The organism is Paenibacillus sp. FSL K6-1122, from assembly GCF_037977015.1.
Taxonomy (GTDB): domain Bacteria; phylum Bacillota; class Bacilli; order Paenibacillales; family Paenibacillaceae; genus Paenibacillus; species Paenibacillus amylolyticus.
On sequence record NZ_CP150272.1, the window covers coordinates 3,000,529 to 3,016,291 of the forward strand.

Genomic DNA, 15,763 nt, shown 5'->3' on the forward strand with positions numbered 1-15,763 from the left:
TTTCCTCCTTCTACCGAGTCAACTTGCGTGCAGATTAATTATAAAAATATAAAAAAGACTGCGTGATATGCGCAGCCTTTAAATGAAATTAATAATGTAGTGCAGACCTGGGAGACTTAGAAACGAACCAGATTATTGACATTGACAGGCAAACCCGTCGCGATGGCGCGATTGGCAGCAATACCCGTCAGAATGGATCTGGCACCGTCCACGTGGTTAGCAGCGCGATGATACGGATCTTCAACAGGCTCTCCAAACAGATCATTCAGCAGAACCGGGTCACCTCCGCCATGTCCACCTGCTTTTTCTTCCACTTCAACCTCATATGGCGCATCAAACATTGGAAGAACCCGCAACGTTTTACCGATCAATGCACCTTCTTTACTCTTGTCACCCAATGAGTTGACATAGGATTGCTCCACAATGTTCATCTCAATCCGGCCTTTGGTGCCATTAATGGCAATGCGGTAACCTTCCCATGGCTGGTAGGCGACGAGGGAGTAGGTCAGAATGGCTTTGTTCCGATACTTCACAAGAACACCCATTGTATCCTCAATGTTGATGCCATCCCCAAATACACTCTGATCGCGCTGGTAACCATCTTCCGATTCGGCATCCAGATACATGGACTTCATATGTGCGTCTGAATCCAAATGCAGTGCAAAAGGATCATCCTTTGCGATCGGGTTGCCGGTTGCCCGGTTGTAGAATTGCGTTACACCGCGTTCTTCTGCGTTTTCTCTGCCGTAATACATCAGATCACCAAATGCAAACACGGTATCCGGTTGCGAGCCAATCCAGAAATTCACCAAATCGAAGTGATGGGTGGATTTGTGCACGAGTAATCCGCCGCTATTACGCTTGTCCCGATGCCAACGGCGGAAATAATCTGCCCCGTGGCGGGTATTCAGCAGCCATTCAAAGTGAACGGAAGTGACTTTCCCGATGGTATCATTCAGAATAAGTTCTCGAATCTTAGTATGGTGCGGTGCATAACGGTAGTTAAAGGTGACTCTTACGTTCTGGCCAGTCCGCTTGACAGCATCCAGAATCTCCTGACATTTCTCCTCATCGATGGTCATCGGTTTTTCGGTGACAACGTCACAACCCAGTTCCATCGCACGAATGATGTACTTGTGATGGGTGCGGTCAACACTCGTTACGATGACATAGTCAGGTTTCTCGTTCTCAATCATCTGATCAAACTGATCTGCAGGATAAGTGGGTACCTCAGGATACTCGTACTTTTCCTTCAATAGTTGATTCGCGTAGTTCATGCGGACTTGATTTATATCACAAAAGCCGACAAGCTCGGATGTATCTCTATAATCCCGGGTCAAAGCACCATAAAAAAATTCGGCGCGGCCGCCGGTTCCGACTAATACATAACGTTTCTTGTTACTCATGTCTATCGCCTCCTTGAATATAGCTCTAGACTATAACAAGGGAGTACTTCTTTCGCCGCATTTTATGCGTAACCGCTTTCAAATGCCGCATATTTTGCTATAATTTATGGAAAGGAGAGAGGGCGACATGACAGAACCTTTTCGTGCAGATTTTCATGATCCGACGGATTTGTTGCACATCGAATATGATCGTCGCATTGGATATTTCTCGATGACGGATGACCACCTGCATGATCATTATGAGTTGTATTACCTGTTGTCTGGTGAGCGCATCTATTTCATTAAGGACCGGACCTATCGGGTAAAGGCTGGTGATCTGGTGTTTGTTGACCGCAATACGGTTCATAAAACATTGGAGAGTGGCATGCCTGACCATGAACGGATGGTGCTGTATTTGAAGCCTGAGCTTTTTGCAGCCATAGCTATTTCCCCCGAGTTAGTTGAAGGCTTGAAGGAACCCTTCTGTTGGGAGATTCCTATTGTAAGGTTTCCATCTCAAGTCACTGAGGTTCTAGAACGGATGGTTAGCGAAATGGTGGATGAAATGCTTCGTCCTCAACCCGGAAGCGACCTGCTGCTCCGTCACCGGGCTGTTGAATTGTTGCTCCATGCCTATCGTAATCAACACTTGGGCAGGTTAAGCTCCGATGATCGTGAGCCGGTTCTTCATCCCAAGACACAGGCAGTTGTACGTTACCTGAATGAGAACTATCAGAAACCACTGACATTACCGGAGGTGGCGGGCATGTTTCGCATTAGTCCGCATTATCTGAGTCGATTGTTCAAACAAACGACGGGCTTTACCTTCAGTGATTATCTGAATCTGTTACGGGTAAAGGAAGCACAACGTTTACTGCGAGAAAGTGAGGAATCCGTTACGGATATCGCCTGGCTTGCGGGATTCAGTAACTTCTCTCATTTTGGCAAGATGTTCAAACGTACCGTTCAGGTATCACCAAGAGTTTATAGACAGGAATACAAGGAATCGGGTTCCGTGAGGACCGTAAAAGAGGGAGAGAATATACGATGATTGAAGCAAGATTGAATGAACTGGGGATCATTTTACCACAGGCCAGCGCGCCCGCTGCAAAATATGCCAATGCCGTTATTGTCAATGGAATCATGTATGTATCTGGGAAAGGACCTGATACCTCTGAACGTGGCAAACTGGGATCAGACTTCACAACAGAGCAGGGATATGATTTTGCCTGGAACGCTGGACTGGAGGTGCTTGCTGTCGTTCGAGATGTGTTGGGTTCACTGGATCGGGTGAAGAGAGTGGTTAAAGTGCAGGGGTTCATTAATGCGTCCGCTTCGTATCAGGAGCATCATAAAGTGCTAAATGGATTCTCGGATCTGATGATGGAGGTATTTGGGGATCAGGGGGTACACGCTCGTTCCGTATTCGGTGCAGTGTCCGTAAGGGATAATTTGCCGCTGATCATTGATTCTATTTTTCAAGTGGAGGAGTAGGTATAACGATGACAGAATCGTCTTCTTTTAATCCAATTATGCTAACGATTCCCGAGAGCTTCCATACGAAACGCCTCTCGATTCGAGCACCGCAGTGGGGGGATGGCGCAGCCGTTAATGAAGCGGTCCGTGAGAGTGCGGAGCAGCTGCGGTTGTGGTTACCTTTTGCCGAGAAAATCCCTTCATTGGAAGAGTCTGAAGTGACTGTTCGCAAAGCAAGGCTGAAATATCTGGAACGTACCGACATGATGTTACATTTGCGTGATAGACATACGGATGAATTCGTAGGCAGCAGCGGGTTACATCGTATTGACTGGAATGCACGCTGTTTTGAGATCGGTTACTGGATTCGAACATCGCGAGCTGGTGAGGGTTTGATGACAGAAGCGGTGAGAGGCATTGAGCAATTTGCCATTACTCATCTGGAGGCGAACCGGCTGGAGATCCGCTGTGACGCCCGCAATGTGCGAAGTGCCAAAGTAGCCGAACGAGCGGGTTATACGCTGGAAGGTGTACTGCGCAAGATGAGACGTGACAGCACAGGTACGCTGGTCGATTGTATGGTTTTCTCCAAAATCAGAGGCAGTGAGTTCGAGTAAAGGGAGGGTAGATATGGAGCGAATCGGTCAAGGAAGAACTGCGGAAATCTATGCGTATTCGAACGAGCACATTATGAAGTTATATCGAATGGATTTTCCTCACGAAGCCGTCCAGAATGAATTTAGAATAAGTGAGTTGGCATTCAAAAAAGGACTCCCCGTCCCACAGGCAGTATCCTTAATAGAACATACTACATCGCGAGCAGGCATCGTTTTTGAGCGAATCCAGGGGATTACCCTGTTATCACTTATCATTCAGCAACCGGAGTTACTAGAGCAGCTGGCGTTTAAAATGGCTGACTGCCATTACAGACTTCATTGCGAGCGAGATGATGAAGGAACACTCCCCTTACAGAAGCAGATTTTATCGGGAGCGATTCGCAATGTTCGATTATTGTCGGAGGACGATCAAGCGCGAGTCCTTTCTTACTTAACAACATTGCCTGATCAACAACAGATCTGTCATGGCGATTTTCACCCTGATAATGTTATGCTCAGTGAGGCTGGCGATCAATACTGGGTCATTGATTGGATGACTGGTATGTCCGGTGATCCTGCGGGTGATGTGGCTCGAAGCTGGGTAATATTAATGAGTGCCACATTGCCGGAAGATACAGATTCTGCTATACGAATGGGTTTTGAAAAGGCTCGTGAATCGCTGGTCGAATTTTACATCCATCATTATATGCAACTCTCCGGGATTACACGTGAAGCAATAGAGTCCTGGATGCTGCCAGTTGCTGCCGCGCGTCTTGACGAGGATTTGCCCGCTCAAGAGGTAGAACAGCTGCTCAAGTTTGTTCAGGAACGAATTCGTCGGTTAGACGAATCTAATGATTTTTATATATAAGGGTAGAGAAAGAGAGGGGACATATTTATGCTGCATTCATTAAAGGCCATACAATCATACAAGTCAGGTAATACGCCGGAAGCCCAGCAGCTATGGCTGCAACTGCTGGCAGCAGCGGAGAAACCCCATATTAACCTCGAACGCATTCATTCCATTGCCGAACTTGAGGGAACTAATCCGGTACTGGACTATACCGAGCGTACACTTCACGTACTGGAGGAGCTTCAGGTTTCTTTTTGGGTGCGAGAAATTCTGGAAGACGTATTAATCTGGTCAGAGACGGCGAAGGCCGGATCACGGGAGCAACGGCGGGTATGGCAAAAGCAGGGCGTTAACTTGTTTGTACACAATGTGGGGTCCGCTCAGTTATATGACTTATACGCAGTGGCGGAGCACCTGGATAATGACATCGATAAGACCAAGGAGACGAGTATATATCAACTTGGTTCTCCGAGTGGTGCTCTGAGTAAGAATGCGGATATAAGCGAGCATGCTGCACTGACTTCACACACACCAAGGCATGAGATTATTCGTACTCTGATTGCTACGCATGGACTTATTGGTCAATACATACGGGGCGAGATTCCATTTGCCGAGAATGCTTCGCTCCACGCCTTGATCGTCAAAGGATGGCTTACTACAGATGAATTGCACACTATACTGATGGCATTAAATGAATGCATTATTGCAGGTGTTGATCCAGCGTTATGGAATCAGGTTCAGGCTGAGGTGCAGCGCATTGTAGGCTGGATTATCGTTGGACCGGATCATGAGGACTGGAGCGTGAAGGAACGGTTATCCCGCTTAAGAAGTTCATCCATTCGGCAGGGAGAAGCTATGGATACGGCTTACGCCAAGCTACAAACGGAACTGGATGTAGAACAGGCGCTGGCTCCGCTGGCTCATCGCACATTATGGTATGTGGAGTCGGCCATGCAGGATTTTTCGTTGCAGGAGATGGTAAAAGTGTTCCTGTTGACGCTTCGCAGCGAAAGTATGAATCCAACATCCATGGAGAGTCGATCTGAAATCGTTCGTCATATCAGCTTCGAACCATTGATGAATACGATGTATTACGACTACAAGGGTGTGAAGAAGCTCAATATTTACAAGAAACGAATGATTGAAAAATATTTGGAACAGTATGCATGGGAACAGATTACGGCTGGAGAGCAGATCGTCTATCCCCATCTAACCCATCGCATTGAACGTCATGCGGATCTGCCGGATACACTGTTTGTGACCTTTGAATTTTCTCCAGCGGCGGAGAAGCTGATTGCATTCTGTATTGAAGCGGAAAAGTCGCCGTTATACGAGAAGGCTGTACTGCTGTTATTTGACCTGTTCGGATTACGCCGGGATGCGTATGATCGTTTCCACAACGAAGAGACGTATTTGTCCGATATGAACAGCTCCGGTGATTACAAAAAAGTACTGCTCGACTATATCGTTGGTAAACGAGTACTGGATATTGGTCCAGGTGGAGGAATTCTGCTGGATCTGATTGAGCAGGAAAAACCGGAAGTGGAGCCGATTGGTATCGATATCTCAGCCAATGTCATTGAAGCGCTGGAACGCAAAAAACAACGTGAGGGACATCGCTGGCAAGTGATGAAGGGCGATGCCCTGCAACTGGAGCAATATGTGCAGCCGGGCACAGTGGATACGGTTATTTTTTCATCCATTCTGCATGAATTATATTCATATATTGAACTGGACGGTCGAAGATTTAATTCCGATACGGTTGTAGCAGCGCTGAGAAGTTCATTCCGTGTGCTGTCACCTGGAGGAAGAATCCTGATTCGGGATGGGATCATGAGTGAGCCGGAGGCGCAGAAGCGCCGGATTCGTTTCCAGGAACCGGATGGGATGCGCTGGCTGGAGCGGTATGCAGAGGATTTTCAGGGACGTGCAATTCAATATGAGCGGGTCTCAGACAATGAGGTCGTATTGCCGATCAACGATGCAATGGAGTTTCTCTACACCTATACGTGGGGCGAAGAGGCATACGTGCATGAAATTCAGGAACAGTTCGGTATATTCACGCCGACAGCCTATGAGAACTGTATTCGAGAAGCGCTGGGTGAACAAGCCGCGATGATTACGTTCCGACATTTTCTCCAGGAGGGGTACACGGAAGCACTTGGAGAACGAGTGATCTTCATGAAGGAAAATGGTGAGCCTGCGCCTTTGCCAGACAGTACCTGCCTGATTGTCATTGAGAAGAAAAAAGGGTTGGCGGATGAATGATGAGTGAGGCCAGTACGTTTTTGTATTTTGTCAGACATGCGGAGTCTCGATATGTTGAAGGACAGGAACGCGAGCGTGGACTGACAGAGCAAGGTCATCAAGATGCGGGAACGGTTGCCAGTCTGCTCCATGGGGAGCAGATTCAACTGTTTTATTCTAGCCCCTACAGGCGAGCGGTAGATACGATTCAGATTCTGGCAGATTGGTCAGATGGAATTGTGGTGACAGAGGAAGATTTGCGTGAACGCCAGTTGTCGAGTTCAGATGTGAAGCATGCTAATTTTCGTGAAGCCAAGCAGCAGTTGTACCGTGATCCTACGTATGCGTATTCAGGTGGGGAGTCTGGTGCACAGGCTCGCTCAAGGGCAGTAGCGGTAATCGAGAAAATTTTGGATAAACATATGGGTCACAAGGTAGTCATCGGAACCCATGGAGATGTAATGACACTTATTTTACAACACTATGATTCTTCCTACGGGTATGACTTTTGGGAGAGTACTACGATGCCGGATATTTTTAAATTGCAGTTTGATGGAACGCGCAAGTTGGTCCAGGTCACCCGATTGTGGGAGTGACAGAGTTATATATGAGAAATGCATTTGCCAGAATGATAGTGGGGAGGAGTGAGTTGGCGGATGAAAATTACGCTTTTGCCTGATACATACTTTATTGAAAATCTAAGCGTATCTCCATTACAGGATAGAATGTACTGCATATTTGATCTCGAAGGTACAGGCATTAATCCGTCTCTACGGATTTTCTGATTCGGTATTACGATCTGAATACAGATGGAATTCACAGGCACAATGCTTTGGCAGATTGTGGTGTGATCGCTGGTATCTTTGAAAGTATCCTTAGCGAATATGAGGAACTTCAATTGGATCATTTTACAGCCGATCCAAAGCAGATGATGAAACGTTTTGTTATACCAGAGATGTATCTGACTTGACGAGGAACTGGAGGAGAGATCAATGAGCAAAACGGATGTGGAGAAGCTACTGTTGGATCTTAACGAGGGACGGATTCTGACCCAGCAGACATTCGAAGGATTGGATGTGGAAATTTACTTGGATGAAAGGGATGCTTCTGCATTTGCTGACGAGTGGATGCAAGCTTTTGTACGATGGGCTCAAGATAAAGTGGTGGCTGAAGAAGAGGTGCTGCGCGCATGTAGGGAACAGGCGTTCAAACAGACCTTGGCTCTCACCGGCGAACCTGAGTTAGCGGGGTATGTGAGTGATGATATGGGTTTAATTGGTGCTGCATTGTTACAGGGTACGGCGAACGATTTCTTTGTGGATCAGTTGTTGGAAAGTTATCGTCAAGGCAGGTTGCCCCTGCGATAAGCGGGGGAGGACCAACAGGGTTGTTTTCGTTTGTATAAAAAAACAACATCAAATGTACATTGTGGGTCGGCTGAGGCATAAGGTACAATTCACCTAAGCAATCGATGAGAATGATAATCATTATATGTGAAATATTCTCACGGTTACATCAACAGATCACATAGGGGTGAAGGGTAACATGGTAGGTTTAGTTAAAGGTTTCAAAGGGTGGATGATTACATTACTGCTCATGGGTCTGGTTATTTCAGGATGTAGTACAAATACCGCTACGAATGCGGAACAGACTCCTGCAACTGCAACTGAAAGTGCGGCTTCTGGAGAAAATACTTCTGGAAACGAGACAGAGCCTGCGACACGACTTGTACAGGATGAATTTGGAGATGTAACGATTCCGGTTCAGCCACAGCGGATTGCTGGAATATATGTGGAAGATTATCTGAAGGCGCTCGATATTACACCAGTCGTGCAGTGGTATAACCCGATGTGGGGTGTACAGGATTATTTAGGATGGGATGTTCCTCAATTTGATACTACGGGGAGTATTGAGGCTTTGTTGGAATATGATCCGGATCTCATCATTGTAGATGGTGGGGTAGATATGGAGAAGTATGAGATGTACTCCAAGGTAGCACCGACATATCGTCTGCCTGAGAGCGTACTGCAGGATTCGAATCAAATTTTGAAAACCATTGCCGATGTTGTAGGGAAACCGGACAAGGGTGAAGAAGTTGCTGCGGCATTTGAGGCCAAGATTGCAGATGCTAAGGCGAAGTTGCAGGAAGCGGTTGGAGACGAGACTGTGGCAGTTGTCCGGCTGAATGTTAACGATGATACACTGGCACTGTTCGGTGTGAAAAATCGGTTCACCGGATTTATTTATTCGGAGCTTGGCCTAATACCTCATCCTCTGGTTAACAAGATGGAAGAATACCAGGAAATTCTGTCTGAGGAGGCCGTGCCGCAACTTGATGCGGATCATCTTATTATTTTCCCTTCCAATGGAGAATGGTCTTCTCCCGAGAACAAGGAAGCCTTGAAGGTACTTGACAGCAAATTGTGGAAATCTCTTCCGGCCGTTAAGAACAATCAGGTATATATTATGGAAAGATCACATTGGCAATCAGGTGCGATTACAGCAAATTCCATGAAAATTGATGATCTCTTGGAAAAATTGACTCCATAATTGAATCGATTACTTAAAGAAAGTTCTTCAGCCAGGGTTGAAGAGCTTTCTTTTTTCGTATACACTATTTTAAATGATAATAATTCTCAGTTAAGGACGATGAACATGTGCCCCACGATAATACAACTGATCCCCAAGCCCTGGCTATGCTCACTTCAGCATATGGAATACGTAGATCACCATCAATCTCATATCAATAAACGTTTGTTATACAGAATGTCGACTTCACACTCCATATTTGTTGTAACGTCTGGGAAAGGTTCAATAGTTTGCTCAGATCGGGAATCTCATCTGGAAAAAGGAATGATTATGTTTGTTCCATCGGGAACATCTATTAAGATAGAAGGCTCTCCTTGGACAGAAAGTGAATTGCAGTATTATAAGCTTGATCTTATGGTGGCTGAGTTGAAAGAAGAGACTTCAAACGCTTTGTTTAGAAGAAACACGGAGGAGCAGCAGGGACTTTCCCAAAGTCCAGATTCTCCGACATTATTACCGCTTATGCAACTCAGCTACAGTCCGTGGAGTTCTTGTCTGGAAGCCTTGGAACAAATACTGCGTCAACAGGTCACTGGCGATTGGCTGGAGCAATGGGAGGTACAGCTTCGTTTCCAGGAGTGGTTCCGTGCCTTGCTTCGCCAGAGTGCCCCCGAAACAGAAGTACCTGATGACCGTGCCCGTCTTCAAAGTTCAATTCGTTATATTGGCGACCACTATGATCAGACGATAACCGTGGATGAGCTCGCGGCAGATATTGGTCTTACCAGAGCCAGCTACACTCGGCAATTCAAAAGGATTACGGGCAAACTTCCGCTTGAATATGTAAATGCGGTTCGGCTGGAGCGCTCGAAGCAACTATTGCAGCTGACGGATGATCGCATCCATGAAATTGCACAGAATGTGGGCTTTAGCAGCGAGTATTATTTTGGTCGCCGTTTCAAGCAATATGCTGGTATTTCACCTGGATTGTATCGCCGTCATCATCGTCAAGAGGTTCGTGTCTTTGCTCCTTATCTGGAGGACTTTGTGTTGGCTCTTGGCGTAAAACCTGTACTGCAATGTTCGCATCATTCCTGGGGTAGACAGCATTATTTGGGGTTGGATGACGTACCTGAATTTGATGTGAGTCAGATGGATGCGCAGTTTAATCTGGGCAATGTACCTGATTTTATCATGCTGGACAAGGGATATGATCGATGGAATCTGGACCGCTTCGAGCAGGTAGCACCTACGTTTTACGTGGAACATCTGGGAGAAGATTGGCGCTCCATTTTGAGATCGACCGCCGATGTATTGGGAAAGGTGAATCGGGTTCAAGATGTAATTGGTGCGTATGAGGACAAGGCAATGGAAGCTAAGAGCCGGTTAGCACGATATATACGTGGTCAGACAGTGGCATTTTTGCGTATATCCGCGTCTGATATTACTCTCTATGGGGATCAACAGGGTTACGTTGGCCCTGTAATTTATCAGGATCTTGGACTGACTCCCCACTCCCGTGTGCAGCAATGGACAAGACACGAGCGGAGGATTTTCATTGGATTGGACCAGTTAAGTCAGCTCCATGCGGATCACTTGTTGATTACATTTGACACTGGAAATTCTGCTAAACCAGGAGATGAGCGCGAACTGCTCGATAGGGATGAATGGAAACGTCTGCCTGCGGTGAAGAGCGGTAATGTGTATGAAGTGGATTTTATGAGCTGGATGAACTACGGTGTGATTTCTCATGGAAAGAAGATTGAGGATATATTGCGGTTTATGGCTTGATAATGAATGGTCTGTGAGATGTTTTACGAAAAAATCAAGAAAACCATATAACTTTCAAAGCTATCAAAATTTTGTGATGTAATTTACAGGCACTCTATTAATCTACTGGGATTATCCTTTTTTAATCAATAATCTGTTTGTTTAATAGACTAAACAAAGGAATTTCAATTAGATTGAGGAATATCTTGTAACAGATGGGATATAACCTAAAGGAGCAGATTAATGATCAAGGATAAAATTCCAATTTGGTTCTGGTGTACCTCGGTAGTAGTTGTCATTATGCTAGTATATAACTTGTTTCAAGTAGATTCTCGTATTAACATGCTTGCACTAGGCATACTAAATATTGCTAATGCCATTCGGATGTGGAAGAAATATCGGAACTCAGCAATTATATTTTTGATAATAGGTGTTCTTTGTGCAGTTTTATTTTTCAAATATCTATTTCAATAATCAGAAGCCTGACCATCATATATCTGGCGGTCTTTTTCGTTTTTAAAAATTAAAACATTGGAGGAATTACAATGAGCGACAAACTACAAAATAACAAACACGCTGGATTCAACATCAGAGAAAATATTATAACATTCCATTTTAATGTATAATATAGGAAAAATAGAATTGGAGAAAGGAACTTCCTATGCGGAAAAAAATCTTGGCCGTACTTTTAGTAGTAGCTGTTATTGGGATGATTCCTGTTACAGCAATATCGACGACTATGGTTGCCGAATCGCATGAAATTTCGGGTGAAGATCTTCCTGAAAGCTTACGATATGATTCTAACCATCCAGATATAATTTATGTGAAGGATTGTGGGGCCTACGAGAAAGTGGATTCGAGTTTAGTAGATTACGGCGAAGAAGAATTTGTTTTCGATGATGTACAAAAGGTAACAGATAAACGAATGTAATTGTTGCATATGATGCAACTTATATCAAAACAGGTGAATGGGAATAGCTAATTCATTGGATATACAATCTGGAAGCGCAAGGAGAGATTTATTCTTCTTGGGCTTTTTTTATATCCAATAAAAAATAAAAATCCAGAATTTAGCTGAATTTTATAGATTAGCAAGTTTATGTTTAGACATATTTTCAAGTACATATTACATTAGTCACTTATTATATTAATAGGGGGATAATAGAGTGATTGCTAAGTTTAAGAAAACAGTATTTGCGGTAGTGTTATTATGTTTAATGAGCATGAACGTAGCTATGGCAGCAAATGAAGAAGTAGCTACAGTAGAAGGGATGCAAGGAATTTCACCTCCAAAGGAAACAGTTGTAACAGTAAATGGTACATATAGTGCGAATTATGGTAAAAATTCTATTGACGGTAAGTTGGGTACTCTTTGGAATTCGGGTGCAACAAAAGGAACAATTCAATATGTTTTTCCAGAGGAATTAAGTCTTAACTTTATTCAAGTTGCTGCGTATTCTAATCCTAAATCCAATAACTATTACACAGTGTACGGTTTGAAAGATGGTAAATGGATTTTGGTGAGCCCTAAAGTGGGAAGGTATGTAAATGCAACTGTTACCATAACCGAACCAGTAGCAATTACTCCAGGGGTCTACGAAGGCATCAAGGTAGAAGTAGATGGAGCGGCGTCATGGGCTCATATTAATGAACTTACGATAGGTGTAGTAGAGATGATGAATCCAAATATAATTGATCTGAAAGCAACTCCTGGAAATACTCAGGTCGGACTAAATTGGGGAGCCATAGATGGTGCAGAAAATTATATTGTGAGGTATGGGACGGAATCAGGAAAATATACTGAAACTGTTGTTGCTACAAAAGATGAAAATGGGAACTTTGTCATTCCTGCTCTTACAAACGGAACTACGTATTATTTTGTTGTAACGACTACGATTAATGGTGTTGAAACTGAATACTCCAACGAAGCATTTGCTACTCCGTATGGAGAAGAGCTCCCTAACCCAGAACCAGAAGAACCTACAACTCCGGAACAACCAGAGGAACCTTCCACTAACCGTGCCATCTTTGTCGTCACCATGACAACGGGTTTGGAGAAAGAATTCGACCTAAGTATGAAAGAAGTAAATGATTTCATCGACTGGTATGAAGCGAAGCAAGCTGGAAGCGGAAAAGCATCGTATGCGATCAATAAACACGACAACAACAAAGGGCCATTTAAGAGTCGGAAGGATTATATCCTGTTTGATCGGGTGCTGACGTTTGAAGTAAGTGAATACTAAAAAATGTGAAGTTCCTCCAGCTTAGCTGAAGGGGCTTCTTTTTTGTTACTTTGATGAATGAGCCAATGCAACTGCTCGAAAGGCTTGTTTCATCTTATTTTAGTGTAACGTTTACAAAAAAACAGGATAACGAGCACAAAATGCAAAAGCGGATGTCCTTGACTGAACGATTGTGACATACCATTAGAGTGAAGGCTGATCTGTAACGCAAGAATTGCAGTCTTCAAGCATAGCCATGAATGGCGGATGGGAGAGCTGTAATGACAAAACGGGTAATTCTGTTGGAAGAAGGTACGGCAGAGATGAAAGGGCTAATGGGCAGTAAAGGGGCTGATCTTGCAGAACTTATCCATGCAGGGTGGTCTGTCCCAGCCGGATTTGTAGTCACAACGGAATGCTGTCGCGAGTTCTGTACCCGTCTTGGACATCTTTCCGGTGAAGGAGAGGAAGAGATTATTAACGCGATCCGGCATCTGGAACAGCAAACCGGGAAGTTCTTCGGACATTCGGAGAATCCGCTACTACTCGCGGTACGTACGGACCAGGATCGAGCCTCAGCAACTGCGACACAATCACTGCTCAATGTTGGTCTGAATGATGTTACTGTGGAAGGACTCGCACGTCAAACCGGTGATCGGTTGTATGCACTCCAATGTTATCTAGATTACTTAGAGGAATATGGACAGCTGGTATATGCAATTCCGTCTGAATTTTTCACAAAAATATCAAGTCACGTCAAGGGTCGGGATGAAACGGAACTTGAATTAACCATTACCGAGTTTAAATATTTAATCGAAGGGGAGGGGCGTAACCCTTTTCCTCAAGATGTTCAAATTCAATTCAAAGAAGCAGTACGTGCGGTATATCATTCACAGCGTATTAAAGCATCCAGATCTCAGGACGAGATCATGCGTAAATCATATTACATCTCTTCGGAGCAAAGCGCTCCTGTTCTTATACAGACGATGATGCATGGAAAATGTGGAGAATCAAGCGGGACCGGAACAATATATACGTGTAACCCACTTACAGGAGAAAAGGGAATTACAGGACAATATGTCCCAACCGGGAACGCGAGCCAAACAGATCACAGCCTGGAGCGTTTACGGAATGACGAACCTGAGCTGTACACAAGTTTGCTGGAGATAGGTAGCCAGCTGGAGACGCATAAGGGAGAAGTGCAGGAAATCACCTTTGTGATTGAATCCGGCGCGTTGTATGTTGTGCAGACCCAGCCCGCACGATTATCCTCAACAGCCACACTGAGGAGTACTGTGGATTTTGTCCATGAAGGACTCCTCACCAAGGAGGATGCACTTCTTCGCATCGAACCTGCGCATATCACGGAAGTGTTGAAGCAACACTACACAGATTCTAACAGCGAAGCGAGCAATGGACATCTGCCCATACAGATCCAGCCAGTAACTAATGATGAATGTCCAGCTTATAACAACTCAGATTCACTTTTATCAGCAGATCTGCAACTACTGCTCAATTGGGCTGATGAAGTGAAAGAGTTGAAGGTACTGGCCAATATAGATCATCCACTGGATGCCAGGACATCACGGCTACTAGGGGCAGAGGGAATAGGTCTGTGCCGGACGGAGAACATGCTGTTATCACCTGCGCGGTTACCATTTGTACAAAAAATGATCCTGGCAGACAGTGAATCCGAACGCAGGCGTGGGTTGGAGCGTCTGTTGCCGATGCAGCAGTCTGATTTTGAACAAATATTCGAAGCGATGGATGGATACCCGGTAACGATACGTCTGCTCGATTCGCCGTTGCATGAACTGTTACCGGATCTGGGAGTGTTGGAGAAACGACGTGAGTGGTTACAAGCAGAGGAGTGGCAGGAGAAAAAAGACCATCAGATTGAACTGGAGGAACTGGAGCGTGTAATTCGCAGAGTCTGTGAATTGCATGAACATAATCCGACATTGGGGCAACAGGCTTGTCGGCTGAGTACGGTGTTCCCGGAGATCGTTGATATGCAGCTGGAAGCGATATTCCGCGCAGCGGTGAAAGGCATCCGGCAAGGCTGGTGGGTACGTCCCGAGATTATGATCCCGCAGATCGGTCATGTGCATGAACTTCAGGTGATGAGAGATCTGGTGGATCATGTGGCGGACCAAGTGCTTGGTGAGGAGAAGCGGCATTGTCTCTATAGAGTGGGGGCGATGATCGAAGCTCCGAGAACGGCGCTGACGGCGACTCACATTGCTCGCCAGGCTGACTTTTTCTCGTTTGGCACGGATGAGCTGACAGAGATGACATTTGGATATAGTCGCCATGAAGCTGAGAAGCGGCTCCTTCTCCTTCAACGTGATACGGACTCTCGTACGGTAACGAATAATCCATTTCATGTGTTGGACATTGAGGGAGTCGGACAACTGATTGAGATGGCGGTAGTCCAAGGTCGAATTCGAAAACCTCATCTGAAGACAGGGATCTGTGGGGAAAATGTTGTGGACCTGGAGTCGATTACGTTCTGCCACCGCATTGGACTGGATTACGTAAGCTGTTTGCCTGAACAGATCCCTTATGCACGAATTGCTGCTGCACAAGCAGCCATTAAGGCACAGAGAGAGGGAGCAGACACGCAGAACACGGATATTTCTACAATTGCGTAACGCTCACCCTGTCCTACACGGAACTTCCATG

At 45.2% G+C, this 15,763-nt stretch carries 14 protein-coding genes; 13 read left to right on the plus strand and 1 reads right to left on the minus strand.

The annotated features are described in order from the left end of the window. Window positions 1–116 precede the first annotated feature (116 nt). Window positions 117–1,406 (minus strand): Gfo/Idh/MocA family oxidoreductase, encoded by a 1,290-nt coding sequence (locus NSQ20_RS13975; RefSeq protein WP_036608810.1) that lies wholly within the window; start codon window positions 1,404–1,406, stop codon window positions 117–119. A 127-nt stretch (window positions 1,407–1,533) separates the two neighbouring features. Here NSQ20_RS13975 and NSQ20_RS13980 point away from each other — a divergent pair, with 127 nt between their 5' ends. The 13 genes from NSQ20_RS13980 (at window position 1,534) to NSQ20_RS14040 (ending at window position 15,732) form a co-directional block, all read left to right on the plus strand. Further along, the gene (locus NSQ20_RS13980; RefSeq protein ID WP_340032764.1) at window positions 1,534–2,436 is read left to right on the plus strand and encodes an AraC family transcriptional regulator; all 903 of its coding nucleotides are present in this window, start codon (window positions 1,534–1,536) and stop codon (window positions 2,434–2,436) included. Continuing rightward, the gene (locus NSQ20_RS13985) at window positions 2,433–2,879 is read left to right on the plus strand and encodes a RidA family protein (RefSeq protein ID WP_340032765.1); all 447 of its coding nucleotides are present in this window, start codon (window positions 2,433–2,435) and stop codon (window positions 2,877–2,879) included. Before NSQ20_RS13980 ends, NSQ20_RS13985 begins: the two co-directional genes overlap by 4 nt. Window positions 2,880–2,887: 8 nt before the next feature. After that, window positions 2,888–3,478: a GNAT family N-acetyltransferase gene (locus NSQ20_RS13990; RefSeq protein WP_340032766.1), complete on the plus strand. Its 591-nt coding sequence runs from the start codon at window positions 2,888–2,890 to the stop codon at window positions 3,476–3,478. 13 nt (window positions 3,479–3,491) lie between these two features. Beyond that, entirely contained in the window at window positions 3,492–4,328 is an 837-nt protein-coding gene (locus NSQ20_RS13995) for an aminoglycoside phosphotransferase family protein (protein WP_340032767.1), read from the plus strand. A gap of 27 nt (window positions 4,329–4,355) precedes the next feature. Further along, window positions 4,356–6,578: a class I SAM-dependent methyltransferase gene (locus NSQ20_RS14000; protein WP_076327823.1), complete on the plus strand. Its 2,223-nt coding sequence runs from the start codon at window positions 4,356–4,358 to the stop codon at window positions 6,576–6,578. Continuing rightward, window positions 6,575–7,153 carry a histidine phosphatase family protein gene (locus NSQ20_RS14005; RefSeq protein WP_245838095.1) on the plus strand — a complete coding sequence of 193 codons (579 nt, stop codon included), beginning with the start codon at window positions 6,575–6,577 and terminating at the stop codon, window positions 7,151–7,153. The genes NSQ20_RS14000 and NSQ20_RS14005 overlap by 4 nt, the downstream gene beginning before the upstream one ends. 60 nt (window positions 7,154–7,213) lie before the next feature. After that, window positions 7,214–7,342 (plus strand): hypothetical protein, encoded by a 129-nt coding sequence (locus NSQ20_RS14010; protein ID WP_282615749.1) that lies wholly within the window; start codon window positions 7,214–7,216, stop codon window positions 7,340–7,342. A gap of 207 nt (window positions 7,343–7,549) precedes the next feature. Then, complete coding sequence (locus NSQ20_RS14015) at window positions 7,550–7,924, plus strand: hypothetical protein (protein WP_051449706.1); 375 nt, start codon at window positions 7,550–7,552, stop codon at window positions 7,922–7,924. Window positions 7,925–8,102: 178 nt separating this feature from the next. Next, complete coding sequence (locus NSQ20_RS14020; protein ID WP_340032768.1) at window positions 8,103–9,107, plus strand: ABC transporter substrate-binding protein; 1,005 nt, start codon at window positions 8,103–8,105, stop codon at window positions 9,105–9,107. 309 nt (window positions 9,108–9,416) lie between these two features. Beyond that, the gene (locus NSQ20_RS14025; RefSeq protein WP_340032770.1) at window positions 9,417–10,877 is read left to right on the plus strand and encodes an AraC family transcriptional regulator; all 1,461 of its coding nucleotides are present in this window, start codon (window positions 9,417–9,419) and stop codon (window positions 10,875–10,877) included. Window positions 10,878–11,517: 640 nt separating this feature from the next. Further along, window positions 11,518–11,787 (plus strand): hypothetical protein, encoded by a 270-nt coding sequence (locus NSQ20_RS14030; RefSeq protein ID WP_340032771.1) that lies wholly within the window; start codon window positions 11,518–11,520, stop codon window positions 11,785–11,787. A 235-nt stretch (window positions 11,788–12,022) separates the two neighbouring features. Next, entirely contained in the window at window positions 12,023–13,099 is a 1,077-nt protein-coding gene (locus NSQ20_RS14035; protein WP_245838098.1) for a fibronectin type III domain-containing protein, read from the plus strand. Window positions 13,100–13,359: 260 nt separating this feature from the next. Then, window positions 13,360–15,732, plus strand: coding sequence for a putative PEP-binding protein (locus NSQ20_RS14040; RefSeq protein WP_340032772.1), 2,373 nt, complete (start codon window positions 13,360–13,362; stop codon window positions 15,730–15,732). Window positions 15,733–15,763: the final 31 nt, after the last annotated feature.

Excerpts from the sequence above, each read along its gene's own strand:
- NSQ20_RS14005 (WP_245838095.1), top strand. The coding sequence starts at position 6,575 with ATGATGAGTGAGGCCAGTACGTTTTTGTATTTTGTCAGACATGCGGAG.
- NSQ20_RS14025 (WP_340032770.1), top strand. The coding sequence starts at position 9,417 with ATGTTTGTTCCATCGGGAACATCTATTAAGATAGAAGGCTCTCCTTGG.
- NSQ20_RS13995 (WP_340032767.1), top strand. The coding sequence starts at position 3,492 with ATGGAGCGAATCGGTCAAGGAAGAACTGCGGAAATCTATGCGTATTCG.
- NSQ20_RS14010 (WP_282615749.1), top strand. The coding sequence starts at position 7,214 with ATGAAAATTACGCTTTTGCCTGATACATACTTTATTGAAAATCTAAGC.
- NSQ20_RS13990 (WP_340032766.1), top strand. The coding sequence starts at position 2,888 with ATGACAGAATCGTCTTCTTTTAATCCAATTATGCTAACGATTCCCGAG.
- NSQ20_RS14020 (WP_340032768.1), top strand. The coding sequence starts at position 8,103 with ATGGTAGGTTTAGTTAAAGGTTTCAAAGGGTGGATGATTACATTACTG.
- NSQ20_RS13985 (WP_340032765.1), top strand. The coding sequence starts at position 2,433 with ATGATTGAAGCAAGATTGAATGAACTGGGGATCATTTTACCACAGGCC.
- NSQ20_RS14030 (WP_340032771.1), top strand. The coding sequence starts at position 11,518 with ATGCGGAAAAAAATCTTGGCCGTACTTTTAGTAGTAGCTGTTATTGGG.
- NSQ20_RS14015 (WP_051449706.1), top strand. The coding sequence starts at position 7,550 with ATGAGCAAAACGGATGTGGAGAAGCTACTGTTGGATCTTAACGAGGGA.
- NSQ20_RS14040 (WP_340032772.1), top strand. The coding sequence starts at position 13,360 with ATGACAAAACGGGTAATTCTGTTGGAAGAAGGTACGGCAGAGATGAAA.
- NSQ20_RS14000 (WP_076327823.1), top strand. The coding sequence starts at position 4,356 with ATGCTGCATTCATTAAAGGCCATACAATCATACAAGTCAGGTAATACG.
- NSQ20_RS13975 (WP_036608810.1), bottom strand. The coding sequence starts at position 1,406 with ATGAGTAACAAGAAACGTTATGTATTAGTCGGAACCGGCGGCCGCGCC.
- NSQ20_RS13980 (WP_340032764.1), top strand. The coding sequence starts at position 1,534 with ATGACAGAACCTTTTCGTGCAGATTTTCATGATCCGACGGATTTGTTG.